This is a genomic window from Streptomyces sp. NPDC060366, assembly GCF_042725135.1.
Classification (GTDB): domain Bacteria; phylum Actinomycetota; class Actinomycetes; order Streptomycetales; family Streptomycetaceae; genus Streptomyces.
Genome location: NZ_JBHXDC010000003.1, coordinates 596,503 through 612,993 on the forward strand (window position 1 = coordinate 596,503; position 16,491 = coordinate 612,993).

Annotated in this window: 17 protein-coding genes; 12 read left to right on the plus strand and 5 right to left on the minus strand. The window is 68.4% G+C overall.

The genetic code is table 11. The features are described from left to right. Positions 1–54 precede the first annotated feature (54 nt). The 11 genes from ACFWHU_RS11600 to ACFWHU_RS11650 all read left to right on the plus strand — a co-directional run bounded on the left by ACFWHU_RS11600 (position 55) and on the right by ACFWHU_RS11650 (position 10,184). Complete coding sequence (locus tag ACFWHU_RS11600; RefSeq protein WP_387224709.1) at positions 55–1,470, plus strand: MraY family glycosyltransferase; 1,416 nt, start codon at positions 55–57, stop codon at positions 1,468–1,470. A 265-nt stretch (positions 1,471–1,735) separates the two neighbouring features. Next, complete coding sequence (locus tag ACFWHU_RS11605; RefSeq protein WP_385801713.1) at positions 1,736–2,173, plus strand: hypothetical protein; 438 nt, start codon at positions 1,736–1,738, stop codon at positions 2,171–2,173. A gap of 225 nt (positions 2,174–2,398) precedes the next feature. Then, positions 2,399–3,211 carry a F0F1 ATP synthase subunit A gene (atpB, locus tag ACFWHU_RS11610; RefSeq protein WP_329035818.1) on the plus strand — a complete coding sequence of 271 codons (813 nt, stop codon included), beginning with the start codon at positions 2,399–2,401 and terminating at the stop codon, positions 3,209–3,211. Between the two features lie 79 nt (positions 3,212–3,290). Further along, positions 3,291–3,545, plus strand: a complete 255-nt coding sequence (gene atpE, locus ACFWHU_RS11615) for an ATP synthase F0 subunit C (protein WP_078075070.1) — start codon at positions 3,291–3,293, stop codon at positions 3,543–3,545. A 41-nt stretch (positions 3,546–3,586) separates the two neighbouring features. After that, the gene (locus ACFWHU_RS11620; RefSeq protein WP_387224710.1) at positions 3,587–4,141 is read left to right on the plus strand and encodes a F0F1 ATP synthase subunit B; all 555 of its coding nucleotides are present in this window, start codon (positions 3,587–3,589) and stop codon (positions 4,139–4,141) included. Then, the gene (locus ACFWHU_RS11625; RefSeq protein WP_385801709.1) at positions 4,138–4,953 is read left to right on the plus strand and encodes a F0F1 ATP synthase subunit delta; all 816 of its coding nucleotides are present in this window, start codon (positions 4,138–4,140) and stop codon (positions 4,951–4,953) included. Before ACFWHU_RS11620 ends, ACFWHU_RS11625 begins: the two co-directional genes overlap by 4 nt. A 159-nt stretch (positions 4,954–5,112) precedes the next feature. Then, complete coding sequence (gene atpA / locus ACFWHU_RS11630) at positions 5,113–6,711, plus strand: F0F1 ATP synthase subunit alpha (protein WP_385801708.1); 1,599 nt, start codon at positions 5,113–5,115, stop codon at positions 6,709–6,711. A 20-nt stretch (positions 6,712–6,731) separates the two neighbouring features. Further along, the gene (locus ACFWHU_RS11635; RefSeq protein ID WP_385801706.1) at positions 6,732–7,655 is read left to right on the plus strand and encodes a F0F1 ATP synthase subunit gamma; all 924 of its coding nucleotides are present in this window, start codon (positions 6,732–6,734) and stop codon (positions 7,653–7,655) included. Beyond that, positions 7,655–9,109: a F0F1 ATP synthase subunit beta gene (atpD, locus tag ACFWHU_RS11640; RefSeq protein ID WP_385801704.1), complete on the plus strand. Its 1,455-nt coding sequence runs from the start codon at positions 7,655–7,657 to the stop codon at positions 9,107–9,109. The genes ACFWHU_RS11635 and atpD overlap by 1 nt, the downstream gene beginning before the upstream one ends. A gap of 120 nt (positions 9,110–9,229) precedes the next feature. After that, the gene (locus ACFWHU_RS11645; RefSeq protein ID WP_147873836.1) at positions 9,230–9,604 is read left to right on the plus strand and encodes a F0F1 ATP synthase subunit epsilon; all 375 of its coding nucleotides are present in this window, start codon (positions 9,230–9,232) and stop codon (positions 9,602–9,604) included. A gap of 133 nt (positions 9,605–9,737) precedes the next feature. After that, positions 9,738–10,184, plus strand: a complete 447-nt coding sequence (locus tag ACFWHU_RS11650; protein WP_385801702.1) for a DUF2550 domain-containing protein — start codon at positions 9,738–9,740, stop codon at positions 10,182–10,184. 85 nt (positions 10,185–10,269) lie between these two features. On the opposite strand, the gene ACFWHU_RS11655 is transcribed toward ACFWHU_RS11650, so the two are convergent. The 3 genes from ACFWHU_RS11655 to ACFWHU_RS11665 form a co-directional block, all read right to left on the minus strand. Then, complete coding sequence (locus ACFWHU_RS11655) at positions 10,270–12,132, minus strand: glycosyl hydrolase family 18 protein (protein WP_387224711.1); 1,863 nt, start codon at positions 12,130–12,132, stop codon at positions 10,270–10,272. 204 nt (positions 12,133–12,336) lie between these two features. Continuing rightward, positions 12,337–12,987 (minus strand): response regulator, encoded by a 651-nt coding sequence (locus ACFWHU_RS11660; protein WP_385801699.1) that lies wholly within the window; start codon positions 12,985–12,987, stop codon positions 12,337–12,339. Continuing rightward, complete coding sequence (locus ACFWHU_RS11665; protein WP_387224712.1) at positions 12,984–14,201, minus strand: sensor histidine kinase; 1,218 nt, start codon at positions 14,199–14,201, stop codon at positions 12,984–12,986. The genes ACFWHU_RS11660 and ACFWHU_RS11665 overlap by 4 nt, the downstream gene beginning before the upstream one ends. 161 nt (positions 14,202–14,362) lie before the next feature. Between ACFWHU_RS11665 and ACFWHU_RS11670 the strand changes: the two genes are divergently transcribed. Next, complete coding sequence (locus ACFWHU_RS11670) at positions 14,363–14,941, plus strand: hypothetical protein (protein ID WP_385801695.1); 579 nt, start codon at positions 14,363–14,365, stop codon at positions 14,939–14,941. A gap of 178 nt (positions 14,942–15,119) precedes the next feature. Here ACFWHU_RS11670 and ACFWHU_RS11675 read toward each other — a convergent pair whose 3' ends face one another. Together ACFWHU_RS11675 and ACFWHU_RS11680 are read right to left on the minus strand one after the other, a co-directional pair. Next, on the minus strand, positions 15,120–15,692 hold the full coding sequence (locus tag ACFWHU_RS11675) for a cob(I)yrinic acid a,c-diamide adenosyltransferase (RefSeq protein WP_385801060.1): 573 nt from the start codon (positions 15,690–15,692) through the stop codon (positions 15,120–15,122). A gap of 22 nt (positions 15,693–15,714) precedes the next feature. Continuing rightward, a complete protein-coding gene (locus tag ACFWHU_RS11680) occupies positions 15,715–16,482 on the minus strand; it encodes an ABC transporter permease (RefSeq protein WP_387224836.1) in 768 nt (255 codons plus the stop codon). Positions 16,483–16,491 lie beyond the last annotated feature (9 nt).

The window sequence follows — 16,491 nt, forward strand, 5'->3', positions numbered from 1 at the left end:
AACAGTCGTCCTGTCGCGAGCTAGTGTGTGTGGCTCAGATGGCCGGCGATTCCTGTGGGGCAGCCTGTGCGTGATTACCTGCTGACGCTCTGCGTGACGGCCGCGGTGACTTATCTACTTACCGGTCCGGTGCGGAAGTTCGCCATCGCGATCGGCGCGATGCCCGCGATCCGCGCCCGAGACGTCCACCGCGAACCGACACCGCGTCTCGGCGGTATCGCGATGTTCTTCGGCCTGTGCGCCGGACTGCTCGTGGCCAGCAACCTGCAGAATCTCGGCGGGGTCTTCGAGCGGTCGAACGAGCCGCGCGCGCTGCTGTCCGGGGCCGCGCTGATCTGGCTGATCGGTGTCCTGGACGACAAGTTCGAGATCGACGCCCTGATCAAGCTCGGCGGCCAGATGATCGCCGCCGGTGTGATGGTGATGCAGGGTCTGACGATCCTGTGGATCCCGGTCCCCGGTGTCGGCACGGTCGCGCTGACCTCCTGGCAGGGCACGCTCCTGACCGTCGCGCTCGTCGTGATCACCATCAACGCGGTCAACTTCGTCGACGGACTCGACGGTCTGGCCTCCGGCATGGTGTGCATCGCCGCGGCGGCGTTCTTCCTGTACGCGTACCGGATCTGGTACGGGTACGGCATCGAGGCCGCCGCCCCCGCGACCCTCTTCGCCGCGATCCTGATGGGCATGGGGGTCGGCTTCCTGCCGCACAACATGCATCCGGCCCGGATCTTCATGGGCGACTCGGGATCGATGCTGATCGGTCTGGTGCTCGCGACGGCCGCGATCTCCATCACGGGCCAGGTGGACCCGGACGCCCTGAAGATCTACGCCGACGGTTCGACCCGTGAGGCGACCCACGCGGCGCTGCCGGTCTTCATCCCGCTGCTGCTGCCGTTGACGATCATCGCGATCCCGGTCGCCGACCTCGTCCTCGCGATCGTGCGCCGTACCTGGAACGGCCAGTCGCCGTTCGCCGCCGACCGCGGGCATCTCCACCACCGGCTGCTGGAGATCGGGCACTCGCACAGCAGGGCCGTCCTGATCATGTACTTCTGGTCCGCGCTGATCGCCTTCGGTGTGGTGCTGTACTCGGTCCACTCCTCGTCCACGATGTCCACGATGTGGATCGTGCTCGCGGTCGTCGCGCTGAGCGCGCTGGGGCTGCTGCTCCTGCTGCTGCCCCGTTTCACACCGCGCGCCCCGCGCTGGGCCGAGGCCGTCGTGCCGCCCCGCTACCGGCGCCGCCGGCGGGGTACTCAGGGGGAGTTGGCGGAGGCCGCCCACGAGGCCCCGGAGCCGGGGGAGAGCCGGCCGGGCGCCGGGTCACAGGTGCCCCAGGAGTCCCTTCAGACCGACGGCGTACCGGCCGACGGGCGGACACCGGTCCCGGCGGGCGTCAACGGGGCTACCGCCGTCGGGCCGCGATCTCGTCTCTCCGATCGACGCAAGGCCGATTCGGCATACTGAGAATTGCCTCAACGTCGCCCATTACCAGACAAGAAAGATCCATGTCCGGCTCACACGCGCACATTCGTCCTCATGTGTGACGGTCAGCACACGTTCATGGTAAAGACCTCATCAAATAGTTTGTGATACCGTTCACGAGACCCGGCGCCAGAGCCGAAGGACCGTAGTGCGACGGTCCGTTGGCCCGAGAATCCAACTCTCGGACCGGGCCTACGCTCGTCCATGACGACACCATCTGCCCCACCCAGCTAGCGGAGCTGCCGCCATGCCGACCAACGACGTCCGGATCCTCCTCAACACCGCCGTACCCACCGTGGCCGCCGGCGTCATCGCCGTGGCCGTCAGTGGTGCGGTCAGCGGTGGCAAGGGTGCTCTGGGAGCCGCTGTCGGTGTGCTCGTGGTCATCCTCTTCATGGGTGTCGGTCTCACCGTCCTCCAGCGCACCGCGAAGTCACTGCCGCACCTCTTCCAGGCGATGGGGCTGATGCTCTACACCGCCCAGTTGCTGTTGCTCCTGGTCTTCCTGGCGGTCTTCAAGGACACCACGCTGTTCAACCCGAAGGCCTTCGGGTTCACGCTGCTCGCGGCGACCCTCGTCTGGATCGCCGCGCAGGCCCGCGCGTACATGAAGGCCAAGATCCTTTACGTCGAACCCGAGTCCTCGACGGCCGGAAAGCCGGAGAAGACGGGGTCGTCGGCGTGAAGGGTAGGGCCGGGATAAGTGCCCGTTCGGGTTCCTGCTATCGTCCGGTTCCAACTGCGGCATTGCGGGCGCGGGCATCCGAGCTGACGCCTGTTCCATCGCGAGGCTCCATGCCTGAGAGCCGCCCCCACATCTGTCACACCAGTCCAGTGCCGAACCGCGGCTTCATGCCGCGCCGACACAACGAGGTTGCCGTACCTATGCGCCACGCTGAAGGAGCCCGCGGTGAGTGCTGATCCCCAGACCCTCGCCTTCGATGCGAGCTGCCATATCTTTTCGGGCTGCGGGTTCCCGGCTCCGGGCCTCCATACATTCATGTACAAGCCCATTTTCGAGGTGGCCGGCTTCGAATTCAACAAGCCGATGCTGCTTGCCCTGTTGAGCACGCTCATCGTTGTCGGATTCTTCTGGGCGGCGTTCAGCAAGCCGAAACTGGTGCCGGGCAAGGTCCAGATGGTCGGCGAGGCCGGTTACGACTTCGTCCGCCGCGGGATCGTCTACGAGATCATCGGCAAGAAGGACGGTGAGAAGTACGTCCCGTTGATGGTGTCCATCTTCTTCTTCGTCTGGCTGATGAACCTCTGGTCGATCATTCCGATCGCCCAGTTCCCGGTCACCTCGCTGATCGCGTACCCCGCGGCCCTGGCGATCATCGTCTACGTCCTGTGGGTCGGTCTGACCTTCAAGACGCACGGGTGGGGCGGCGGTTGGAAGAACATCACGGGCTACGACAAGTCGCTCGGCTGGGTCCTGCCGCTCGTCGTCGTGATCGAGTTCTTCTCGAACCTGCTGATCCGGCCCTTCACCCACGCGGTCCGACTGTTCGCGAACATGTTCGCCGGTCACCTGCTCATCGTCATGTTCACGCTGGCGACGTACTACCTGCTGAACGGACTGGGCTTCGTCTACGCCGGTGCCTCGTTCGCGATGGTGCTCATCATGACCGTCTTCGAACTTTTCATCCAGGCCGTCCAGGCGTACGTCTTCGTGCTCCTGGCCTGCAGCTACATCCAGGGCGCGCTCGCCAAGAGTCACTGAGCCCGGCCTCGTAACCAGAACCAACAGACGTCCGGTGGCCAACCCCCACCCGGTCCGTGAAAGAGAAGGAAGTAACGGCATGTCCGCTGCTCTCGAATTGGTCAACCTCGCCTCCGCCAAGACGACCGTCGTCGGCAACGTCGCGTCCATCGGCTACGGTCTCGCCGCGATCGGCCCCGGCGTCGGCGTCGGCATCATCTTCGGTAACGGCACCCAGGCCCTCGCCCGTCAGCCCGAGGCGGCCGGCCTGATCCGCACCAACCAGATCATGGGATTCGCCTTCTGTGAGGCGCTCGCCCTCATCGGCATCGTCATGGGCTTCGTCTACCAGTAAGCCGGACCGACAGCCCTACCCCTTTCACGGAAGGCATTGATGTGAACGCTCTCTATGTTGCGGCAGCGGCGGAGCCTCAGAATCCGCTCATCCCGCACCTTGACGAGCTCGTCATCGGCCTGATCGCCTTCGCCATCGTCTTCGGCTTCCTCGCCAAGAAGCTCCTCCCGAACATCAACAAGGTTCTGGACGAGCGCCGTGAGGCCATCGAGGGCGGCATCGAGAAGGCGGAAGAGGCCAAGACCGAGGCGCAGAGCGTCCTGGAGCAGTACAAGGCCCAGCTCGCCGAAGCGCGTCACGAGGCGGCTCGTCTCCGCCAGGAGGCGACCGAGCAGGGCGCCACCATCATCCAGGAGATGAAGGCGGAGGGGCAGCGGCAGCGGGAAGAGATCGTCGCCGCCGGCCACGCCCAGATCGAGGCGGACCGCAAGGCCGCGGCCTCGGCACTGCGCCAGGACGTGGGCAAGCTCGCCACCGACCTCGCCGGCAAGCTCGTCGGGGAGTCCCTCGAGGACAGCGCCCGCCAGAGCCGCACCATCGACCGCTTCCTCGACGAACTCGAGGACGGCGCGTTGAAGGCCGAGGTCGCGCGATGAACGGAGCGAGCCGCGCGGCGCTGGCAGCCGCACGTGAGCGTCTCGACGCGCTGACCGACAGCACGTCGGTCGACGCCGCGAAGCTCGCCGAGGAACTGACCGCCGTCACAGCGCTGCTCCACCGCGAGGTCTCGCTGCGCCGGGTCCTGACCGACCCGGCGCGGTCCGGCGAGTCCAAGGCCGAGCTGGCCGGCGGACTGCTCGGCGGACAGGTGGGCGGCGAGACCGCCGACCTGATCACCGGCATGGTCCGGTCCCGCTGGTCGCAGCCGCGTGACCTGGTCGACGCGGTGGAGGAGCTGGCGGCCCTCGCCGAGCTCACCGCCGCGCAGCGGGCGGGCGGCCTCGACGACGTCGAGGACGAGCTGTTCCGGTTCGGCCGGATCGTCGAGTCCAGCACCGAGCTGCGTGCCGCGCTGACCGACCGGTCCGCGACCGCCTCGGCGAAGACCGCGCTGCTGAGCGGCCTGCTCGGCGGCCGGGCCAACCCGAGCACCGAGCGACTTGTCGTGCGCCTGGTGTCCCAGCCCCGAGGACGTAGCCTGGAAGCGGGTCTCCAGACCCTCTCCCGGCTCGCCGCGGCCCGCCGGGAGCGGATGGTGGCGGTCGTCACGTCGGCGGTGCCTCTCACCGAAGGCCAGAAGCAGCGCCTCGGCGCGGCCCTGGCCAGGCTGTACGGCCACCCGATGCATCTGAACCTCGACGTGGACCCCGCGGTCCTCGGCGGGATCTCGGTCCGCGTCGGCGACGAGGTCGTCAACGGCACGGTCGCGGAACGTCTCGACGAGGCGGCACGGCGGCTCGCCGGCTGAAGGCCGACGGTCGGTACGTGATTTCCGGATTACAGACACACATACAGAGATCAAGAACAGCGGCCCGGTTGGGCCGTGCAGAAATTGCAGAAGATTCCTGGGGGTCGCCCCCAGACCCCCAAAGAACTTCGGGCCCAACAAGGAGAGCAGGGAATCCAGATGGCGGAGCTCACGATCCGGCCGGAGGAGATCCGGGATGCGCTGGAGAATTTTGTCCAGTCGTACAAGCCGGACGCGGCCTCGCGCGAGGAGGTCGGGACGGTCAGCGTTGCCGGTGACGGCATCGCGAAGGTCGAGGGTCTGCCCTCGGCCATGGCGAACGAACTGCTGAAGTTCGAGGACGGGACCCTTGGTCTCGCCCTGAACCTGGAGGAGCGCGAGATCGGCGCTGTCATCCTCGGTGAGTTCAGCGGTATCGAGGAGGGACAGTCGGTCACCCGTACCGGCGAGGTGCTCTCCGTCGGCGTCGGCGAGGGCTACCTCGGCCGTGTCGTCGACCCGCTCGGCGCCCCGATCGACGGCCTCGGCGAGATCGCGACCGACGGCCGCCGCGCCCTGGAGCTCCAGGCTCCTGGCGTCATGGTCCGTAAGTCGGTGCACGAGCCGATGCAGACCGGTTACAAGGCCGTCGACTCGATGGTGCCGATCGGCCGTGGCCAGCGTCAGCTGATCATCGGCGACCGCCAGACCGGCAAGACCGCCCTGGCCGTCGACACCATCATCAACCAGCGCGACAACTGGCGCTCGGGCGACGTGAACAAGCAGGTTCGCTGCATCTACGTCGCCATCGGCCAGAAGGGCTCCACCATCGCGTCCGTACGCGGTGCGCTGGAAGAGGCCGGCGCTCTTGAGTACACGACGATCGTCGCCGCCCCGGCGTCCGACCCGGCGGGCTTCAAGTACCTGGCCCCCTACACCGGTTCGGCCATCGGCCAGCACTGGATGTACCAGGGCAAGCACGTCCTGATCATCTTCGACGACCTGTCGAAGCAGGCCGACGCCTACCGCGCCGTCTCGCTGCTGCTGCGCCGTCCGCCGGGCCGCGAGGCCTACCCGGGCGACGTCTTCTACCTGCACTCGCGTCTGCTGGAGCGCTGCGCCAAGCTCTCCGACGACATGGGCGCCGGTTCGATGACGGGCCTGCCCATCGTCGAGACCAAGGCGAACGACGTGTCGGCGTTCATCCCGACCAACGTCATCTCCATCACCGACGGCCAGTGCTTCCTGGAGTCCGACCTCTTCAACGCCGGCCAGCGGCCCGCGCTGAACGTCGGTATCTCGGTCTCCCGAGTCGGCGGCTCCGCCCAGCACCGGGCCATGCGCCAGGTGTCGGGACGTCTGCGCGTGGACCTCGCCCAGTACCGCGAGCTGGAGGCGTTCGCCGCCTTCGGTTCCGACCTGGACGCCGCGTCGAAGGCATCGCTCCAGCGTGGTCAGCGCATGGTCGAGCTGCTCAAGCAGCCGCAGTACGCGCCCTACCCCGTCGAGGAGCAGGTCGTCTCCATCTTCGCCGGCACCACCGGAAGGATGGACGACGTCCCGGTCGAGGACATCCGCCGCTTCGAGACCGAGCTGCTGGAGCACCTGCGCCGCGAGCGCAAGGAGCTGCTGACCAGCATCGCCGAGGGCGGCAAGATGTCCGACGACACGGTCGAGTCCATCGGTGACGCCATCGCCGCCTTCAAGAAGCAGTTCGAGACCTCGGACGGCAAGCTTCTGGGCGACGACGCCCCGGCCGGCGTCAACGTCTCCAAGTGACGACGGAAGGGACCTGACTCATGGGAGCCCAGCTCCGGGTCTACAAGCGTCGCATCAAATCCGTCACCGCGACCAAGAAGATCACCAAGGCGATGGAGATGATCGCCGCCTCGCGCATCGTCAAGGCGCAGCGCCAGGTGACGGCATCCACGCCGTACGCGACCGAGCTCACCCGCGCGGTCACTGCGGTGGCGACCGGATCCAACACCAAGCACCCCCTGACCACGGAGGTCGAGGCGCCGGTCCGGGCCGCGGTTCTGCTCATCACGAGCGACCGCGGACTGGCCGGCGGCTACTCCTCCAACGCCATCAAGGCGGCGGAGCGGCTCACCGAGCGGCTCACGAGTGAGGGCAAAGAGGTCGACACGTACATCGTCGGCCGCAAGGGTGTCGCCTACTACGGCTTCCGTGAGCGCAAGGTCACGGAGGAGTGGAGCGGCTTCACCGACAGTCCGACCTACGCGGACGCCAAGAAGGTCGCCGGACCGCTGATCGAGGCGGTCCAGCGGGACACGGCGGACGGCGGCGTGGACGAACTCCACATCGTCTTCACCGAGTTCGTCTCGATGCTGACCCAGACGCCGGTGCAGAACCGGCTGCTGCCCCTCTCCCTCGCCGACACGGCGGCGGACGAGGACGCGGCGGAGAAGCACGAGATCCTTCCGCTGTTCGACTTCGAGCCGTCGGCCGAGGACGTCCTCGACGCCCTGCTGCCGCGGTACGTCGAGAGCCGTATCTACAACGCGCTGCTCCAGGCCGCCGCTTCCAAGCACGCGGCCACCCGTCGCGCGATGAAGTCGGCGACCGACAACGCCGGGGATCTCATCAAGAGCCTCTCCCGGCTTGCCAACGCGGCCCGCCAGGCCGAAATCACCCAGGAAATCAGCGAGATCGTCGGTGGCGCCAGCGCCCTGGCCGACGCGACCGCGGGGAGTGAAAAGTAATGACGACCACTGTTGAGGCGGCCACCCCGGGAAGCACGGCCACGGGCCGCGTGTCCCGGGTCATCGGCCCGGTCGTCGACGTGGAGTTCCCCGTCGACGCGATGCCGGAGATCTACAACGCACTGCACGTCGAGGTGGCCGACCCGGCCGAGGACGGCAAGCAGAAGACGCTGACGCTCGAAGTCGCCCAGCACCTGGGTGAGGGAGTCGTCCGCGCCGTCTCGATGCAGCCGACCGACGGTCTGGTCCGCCAGGCCGTGGTGACGGACACCGGCTCCGGTATCTCGGTGCCCGTCGGTGACGTGACCAAGGGCAAGGTGTTCAACACCCTCGGCGAGATCCTGAACGACCCGGAGGGCAAGGCTCAGATCACCGAGCGCTGGCCGATCCACCGCAAGGCCCCGGCCTTCGACCAGCTCGAGTCCAAGACCGAGATGTTCGAGACCGGCCTGAAGGTCGTCGACCTGCTGACCCCGTACGTCAAGGGCGGCAAGATCGGTCTCTTCGGTGGAGCGGGCGTCGGCAAGACGGTCCTCATCCAGGAAATGATCATGCGTGTGGCGAAGCTGCACGACGGTGTTTCCGTGTTCGCCGGTGTCGGTGAGCGCACCCGTGAGGGCAACGACCTCATCGACGAGATGACCGAGTCGGGCGTCCTGGACAAGACCGCGCTGGTCTTCGGCCAGATGGACGAGCCGCCGGGCACCCGTCTGCGGGTCGCCCTGTCCGCCCTGACCATGGCGGAGTACTTCCGCGATGTGCAGAAGCAGGACGTGCTCCTCTTCATCGACAACATCTTCCGCTTCACCCAGGCCGGTTCCGAGGTCTCCACGCTGCTCGGCCGTATGCCGTCCGCGGTGGGTTACCAGCCGACCCTGGCGGACGAGATGGGTGTGCTCCAGGAGCGCATCACCTCGACCCGTGGCCACTCGATCACCTCGATGCAGGCGATCTACGTGCCGGCGGACGACCTGACCGACCCGGCCCCGGCCACGACCTTCGCGCACCTCGACGCGACGACCGTGCTGTCGCGTCCGATCTCGGAGAAGGGCATCTACCCGGCGGTCGACCCGCTGGACTCGACGTCCCGAATCCTGGACCCGCGCTACATCTCGCAGGCGCACTACGACGCGGCCAGCCGCGTCAAGGGAATCCTGCAGAAGTACAAGGACCTCCAGGACATCATCGCGATCCTCGGTATCGACGAGCTGGGCGAGGAGGACAAGCTCGTTGTCCACCGTGCCCGTCGCGTCGAGCGCTTCCTGTCGCAGAACACCCACGCCGCCAAGCAGTTCACCGGCCTGGACGGCTCCGACGTGCCGCTCGACGAGTCGATCGCCGCGTTCAACTCGATCTGTGACGGGGAGTACGACCACTTCCCCGAGCAGGCGTTCTTCATGTGCGGTGGTATCGAGGACCTGAAGGCGAACGCCAAGGAGCTCGGCATCTCCTGAGTCTTCGACTCAACGGTGGGGGGCGGTCTCGTGCCGCCCCCCACCGAACCGCCGATCGTGACCCCATAGAATTAGACCGACACCCGGCGACACAGCCGGGTGGTGACCCGAGGAGCACCCTTGGCTGCTGAGCTGCACGTCGAGCTGGTCGCCGCGGACCGCAGTGTCTGGTCCGGCGAGGCCACCCTGGTCGTCGCGCGCACCACGTCCGGCGACATCGGCGTCATGCCCGGTCACCAGCCGCTGCTCGGTGTGCTGGAGTCGGGCCCCGTGACCATCCGTACGACCGACGGCGGCACGGTCGTCGCCGCCGTGCACGGCGGTTTCCTCTCGTTCGCCGACAACAAGCTCTCTCTGCTCGCGGAGATCGCCGAGCTGGCGGACGAGATCGACGCCCAGCGTGCCGAGCGCGCGCTGGAGCGCGCGAAGTCGGGTGAGGACGACGCCGCCGAGCGCCGTGCCGACGTCCGACTGCGCGCTGTGGCGGTGCGTTGACGCACCGCTCCTGGAATTACCCTCAGCCGCGGCCCGTTCTGGAGTCATCCAGACCGTGTCGCGGCTGAGGCGATGCGGCACCTGTTTCTGTTCGTTCGTGCGGGTTACTCGATAGGCGAGGAGGTCGGTACAGATGGTCCTCGCTCTGCTTGTCTGCGGACTGGTCGTCCTGCTGGTTGCGGTGGGGCTCTTCGTCTTCGGGCTGCGCCGACGGCTGATCCAGCGGTCCGGAGGGACCTTCGACTGTTCGCTGCGCTGGAACGTGGCCGAGGAGCCCGACACGTCCGGCAAGGGCTGGGTGTACGGCGTCGCCCGCTACAGCGGTGACCGGATCAACTGGTTCCGGGTCTTCTCGTACGCCCCGAGGCCCCGCCGCAGTCTTGAACGCTCCGCCATCGAGGTGCTCGCCCGGCGTGCCCCCGAGGGCGAGGAGGAGCTGGCGCTGCTCTCCGACTCCGTCGTGCTCGGCTGTGTCCACGAGGGCACCCGCCTGGAGCTGGCGATGAGCGAGGACGCGCTGACCGGCTTCCTCGCCTGGCTGGAGGCGGCGCCGCCCGGCCAGCGGGTGAACGTCGCCTGAGCCCTCGGGGCCCGGGCCTACCGAACGAACGACGAGGGGGACAGCGCCCGGACGGGCACTGTCCCCCTCGCCGTATGTGCGGGTACTACTTCAGACCGTTGCTGATCGCCGTCACGAGTTCGCCGTTCGCGGTGTCACCGGTGAAGTCCCAGAAGAACGCTCCGCCGAGACCCTGGCTCTTCGCCCAGGCCATCTTCGTGGCGATCGTCGCCGGGGTGTCGTAGCTCCACCAGTTGCTGCCGCACTTGGCGTACGCGGTGCCGCCGACGGTGCCGGTGACGGGGCAGGTGTTCTTCAGGACCTTGTAGTCCTCGATACCCGCCTCGTACGTGCCGGGGGCCGCGCCCGTGGCCGTACCGCCCGGCGCCGCCTGCGTGACGCCGGTCCAGCCGCGCCCGTAGAAGCCGATGCCGAGCAGCAGCTTCTTCGCCGGGACACCCTGCGCCTTGTACTTGGCGATCGCGTCGGCCGAGTTGAAGCCGGCCTGCGGGATGCCCGGGTACGAGGTGAGCGGGGAGTGCGGGGCCGTGGGGCCCTGCGCGGCGAAGGCGCCGAAGAAGTCGTACGTCATCACGTTGAGCCAGTTCATGTACTGCGAGGCGCCCGCGTAGTCGGCGGCGTCGATCTTGCCGCCGCTGGACGCGTCGGCGGTGACGGCCGCGGTGACCAGGTAGTTGGCACCGAACTTGGCGCGCATGGCCTGCATCATGTTCTTCATCGCCGCCGGGCCGCTGGTGTCACAGCTCAGACCGCAGGCGTTCGGGTACTCCCAGTCCAGGTCGATGCCGTCGAAGACATCGGCCCAGCGCGGGTCCTCGACCAGGTCGTAGCAGGACTGCGCGAACGCGGCCGGGTTCTTCACCGCGTCACCGAAGCCGCCGGACCAGGTCCAGCCGCCGAAGGACCAGAGGACCTTGATGTTGGGGTTCGCGGCCTTGAGCTTGCGCAGCTGGTTGAAGTTGCCGCGCAGCGGCTGGTCCCAGGTGTCGGCGACGCCGTCGACGGCCTGGTCGGCGGTGTACGCCTTGTCCGTCGCGGCGTAGGCGTCACCGATGGTGCACTTGCCGCCCTGGACGTTGCCGAACGAGTAGTTGATGTGGGTGATCTTGGACGCGCTGCCGGACGTCACCAGGTTCTTGACGTGGTAGTTGCGGTCGTAGACGCCCCACTCGGTGAAGTAGCCGAGCTTGACCTGGTCGCCGGGCGGGGTGCCCGGGTCCGTACCGCCGCCGGTCGTTCTGACCGCGACCGAGCCGCTGACCGGTCCGGTCTGGTCGGCCGTGTCACGGGCCTGGACGCTGTAGGAGTAGCTGGTGCCCGCGGTCAGGCCGGTGTTCGTGTACGTCGTACCGGTGACCGTGGCGATCTTCGCGCCGTCCCGCAGGACGTCGTAGTTCTTGATGCCCTTGTCGTCGGTGGCGGCGCTCCAGCTGAGCTTGGCCGACGTGTTCGTGATCTCGCTCGCGGTGGGGGCGCCCGGGGCGGTGGGGGCCGTGTCGCCGGGAACGCTGCCGCCGTCGCAGGACGCGCCGTTGAGCTTGCAGCCGGTCGGGGAGCCGGAGCCCGAGCCGGTGCCGTTGAAGCCGAAGGTGACGGAGGCGCCCGGGGTGAGGGTGCCGTTCCAGCCGACGTTCTTGGCGGTCCAGTGGTTGGTGCCGCTCTTGGTGACCGTGGCGTCCCAGGCGGAGCCGACGCCGGTGCCGGCGGGGAAGTCCCACTCGACGGTCCAGGAGGAGAGGGTCGTGGTGCCGGTGTTCTTCACCGTCCACGAGCCTTCGAAGCCGGTGCCCCAGTCGGACTTCTTGGTGTACGTGGCGGTCGCCGAGGTGGCCGCCGCGGCGGGGGAGGCGAGGCCGACCATGGCGGCGAGGGGGAGGAGCAGTGCGGTCAGCGCCGCGACGGATCTGGATCTGAATCTGGTTCTGCGGACGGACGTCTTCGTGCTCAAGGGGTACTCCTCGAGTGAGTCAAGACAGATCGGGGATGGTCCGGGATGGTCCGTGACACCCGACTCTTGCGACAGCTCGCGCACTAGTCAGTGGCGTGAGAGTAAGGAGGTCTGGACCAATCGTCAATAGGTCCAGACCAAAGGCGTAGCGGGTCGTCGGCCGGCTGTTCCGCCGCACGGTGCGCCGGTCGTCAGCCCGTCGGTTCAGATCCCCAACTCCTGCGCCAGAACCGCCGCTTGCACCCGGCTGCGCAGCTCCAGCTTGCCGAGCAGCCTGCTCACATGGGTCTTGACCGTCGCCTCGGCCATGTCCAGCCGTACCGCGATCTCCGCGTTCGACAGTCCGTCGCCCAGACTGGCCAGTACCTCGCGCTCGCGCCGGGTGAGGGAGTCGAGCACCGTGAGATCCGGCGCGTCCGGCGACCGTACGGCCTTCGGCGAGGCGAACTCCGCGATCAGCCGGCGCGTCACGGAGGGCGCGATCAGGCCCTCGCCGCGTGCCACCGTCCGTACCGCCTCGATGAGATCCCGCGCGTCGGTGTTCTTCAGCAGGAACCCGGCGGCGCCCGCGCGCAGCGCGCCGAAGACGTACTCGTCCAGGTCGAACGTCGTCAGTACGAGCACGTCGGCCAGCTTCTCGGCCACCACCTGCCGGGTCGCCGACACCCCGTCCAGCCGGGGCATCTGAACATCCATCAGCACCAGGTCGGGGCGCAGTTCACGGGCCAGCCGCACGGCCTCCTCGCCGTCCCCGGCCTCGCCGACGACCTCGATCTCCGGTGAGCTGCGCAGGATGAGCACCAGCCCCGCACGTACCGCCGACTGGTCCTCCGCCACCAGAACCCGGATGGTCATGCCGTGCCGCCCCCCTCGTCGACGGGCAGCTCCGCCCGTACCCGCCAGATCTTCATGCCGTTCGCGGCGCCCGCACCGTCCGTGCCGTCCGCCGCGACCGGTCCCGCCTCGAACTCGCCGTCCAGCAGGGCGACACGCTCCCGCATCCCCACCAGACCGGCTCCGGAGCCCGGTGCGCGCGGGCCGGGCCCGTCGCCGTACGGGCTGACGACATCGACGTGCAGCGCACGCCGTGTGCGCTCCAGGAGCACCGTGACGGGGCCGCGCGGCGCGTGTTTGAGCGCGTTGGTCAGCGACTCCTGGACGATGCGGTACGCCGCCATCTCGACGGGCGCCGGCAGCGCCGGCCCCTCGCCCCGCCGGTCCTCCAGCGTGAACGTGAGCCCGCTGGACGCGCCGTTCGTACGCGCCTGCTCCACGAGCGAGTCGAGCGCACCCAGCGTCGGCGCGGGGGCCGGCGCCCGCTCGTCGCCCGTGTCCCGCAGCAGTCCGATGAGCCGGCGCATCTCGGCCAGTCCGGCGACGCTGTTCTCACGGATCACCGCCAGCGCGTCCTTGGAGGTCCGCGCGTCGTCGAGGGAGAGCGCGGCGGTGGAGTGGATCGCGATGGCCGACAGATGGTTGGCGACCATGTCGTGCAGCTCACGGGCCATCCGCGCGCGCTCAGCCATGACGGCCTGCGTCCGGTCCATCTCGGCGAGCAGCGTGGTCTGTTCGGCCCGCAGCCTGGCGGCCTCGGCGGCGTCGCGGTGATTGCGCACCAGCACACCGGTGGTCGCCGGGGCGATGGTGATCGCGGCGACCACGACACCCAGCAGCAGCCCTTCGGGAGAGCGGAGCCAGCTGAGGGCCGCGACGGTGACGACGACCGTGGTCAGCGCCGTACCCCAGGGGATACGGCGGGCGGCGGACGGGCTGCCGTACAGCACCGCCGCGTAGACGATGTCCGTGAACATGGCGATCGTCGCCACGCTGCCCACGGTGAACTGGTCGGCGACGAGCGCGAGGGTGGCGACCAGCAGGGCCGTACGGGGCGCGCTCCTGCGCACCAGCTCCGTCAGGGAGACGGCGGCCAGCGGCAGCAGGACCCACGGGCCGGGCAGCAGCCTGCCGCCCTGGGTGTGCAGCCCGAGCGCCCAGAGCAGCACGCCGCCGAGCAGGCCGGCCGCGGCGATCAGGACGTCCTCTCGGTGCGGACGCGGGAAAACGGTCACGTCACCATCAAACACGGCGGCGTGGGCGGGCACCTCCACGTGCCGGCCGAGACCGGCGGGGGGCGCGCTACATCGAAGGATGCAGTCTCGGTTCGTCACTGGTGACGACGACCGGAGCCGGGACCGGCGGAAGACTGGGAGTGAGCCGGAAGGAGACTGCCGTGATCGTCACGCTGATCATCATCTGCGAGGTCGGATTCTGGGTGCTGCTGGGCATCGGACTGGCCCTGCGCTACTTCGCCAAAATGCCGCGTGTGTCGACCGCGGTGCTCCTGTGCGAACCGCTGCTGGAGGTCCTGCTGCTGGTCGTGACGGCGATCGACCTCAAGAACGGCGCCGAACCGGACTGGAAGCACGGTCTCGCCGCGGTGTACATCGGCTTCTCGGTCGCCCTCGGCCCACAGCTGATCAAGTGGGCCGACGCGCGCTTCGCCCACCGTTTCGCGGACGGACCGCCGCCGGTCCGGCCGCCGAAGTACGGCAAGGCCCGCACGGTCCACGAGTGGAGGACCGCGGCCCGCTGGGTGGCCGCCTCGGCCATCGCGATCGGTCTGCTCCAGTCCGCGATCTGGTACGTCGGCTCCGACGGGGACATCGGGTCGCTCCAGATGTGGCAGCAGAAGATGGTCTTCCTGATCGGCATCAACGTGGTGATCGCGCTGAACTACACGCTCTTCCCGAAGAAGGCCCCGGGCGGGTCCGCGCCGGCCGAGCGGCCGAAGTCCCACAGCGACCGCTAGGGTCTGTCGTTCGGATCTTGCCGGGCTCGCGGTCCCTGGCACGCACGCCCGCCGCGTTGTCTCCCTCCTCCGCCTTGCGATCGCACGCACCAGACCCCACTCCCTGATCCGGCCTGATCCAAACGACAGGCCCCAGGCCCTGTCCGGCGGACCTGGACCGTACGGCCCTCGGAACGGCCTAGCGGTCGCCGCCCGGCACCCACAGCACGTCTCCGACCTCCTTGTTGGCCACCCTGGCCAGGATGAACAGGAGGTCGGAGAGCCGGTTGAGATACGTCGCCGTCAGTGGGTTCATGATCTCCCCGTGCACCTCGAACGCCGCCCATGTCGAGCGCTCCGCGCGCCGTACGACGGTGCACGCCTGGTGCAGCAGCGCCGCCCCGGCCGTACCGCCGGGGAGGATGAAGCTGCGCAGCTTCTCGACCTCCTCCAGGAAGAGGTCGCAGTCCGCCTCCAGCTTGTCGATGTACGACTGCTCGACGCGCAGCGGCGGGTACTCGGGTGCCTCGACCACCGGTGTGGAGAGGTCGGCGCCGACGTCGAAGAGGTCGTTCTGGACCCGGACGAGGACCTTGACGACATCGTCCCTCAGTTGCCCCAGTGCGATCGCCCCGCCGATGACGGCGTTCGCCTCGTTGGCGTCGGCGTAGGCGGCGATCCGCAGGTCGGTCTTGGCCGTACGGCTCATGTCGCCGAGCGCCGTGGTGCCCTGGTCGCCGGTACGGGTGTAGATACGCGTCAGATTGACCATGCGGCCAGCCTAGACGCCGCGGTCAGGCGTCGGCCTTGCGGAAGACACGGGTGCCGATGGTGATCGACACCAGCGCGAGGGCCACCGCCATCAGCACGCCGTGGAGCATCGCGGCGCTCGCGTAGTCGCCCACGTACCCCGCCCGCACCGCGTCCACCAGGAAGCGCAGCGGTACGGCGTGCGACAGCAGGTCCAGCCAGCCCGGCGCCAGCGTCATCGGCAGCACCAGACCCGACAGCAGCATCGCCGGCATCGTCAGCGCGTTGATGACGGGGCCGAACTCCTGCGGCGTCGAGACCTTCATCGCCAGGGCGTACGACAGCGAGGCCAGCGCGGCGGCCAGGACGCCCACGAAGACGAACCCGATGAGGATTCCGCCCAGCGGCGCCCGCAGCCCCATCGCGAGCGCGGCGAGTACCAGCAGCACCGACTGGAAGACGAAGAGCGCGGCGTCGCGCAGCACCCTCCCCAGCAGCAGGGCGAGCCGGCTGACCGGGGTCACCCGCATCCGGTCGACGACCCCCGTCTGCTTCTCGATGAGGATCGAGAAGCCCGCGAACGACGCGCCGAGCAGGGCGAGTTGGAGTACGAGTCCGGGCACCAGGATCTGCCAGGAATCCGCCTTCGTACCGAGCGGCAGATCGGTCAGCAGCGGTCCGAAGAAGAACAGGAACAGCAGCGGCATCAGGACGCCGAAGAGGATCTGGAACTTGGAGCGCAGGGTCTGGCGGGCGTACCGCCCGAAGACCAGCACGGTGTCCGGGACCAGGGAAGAGGGGAGTGGGGACAGCGATGACAC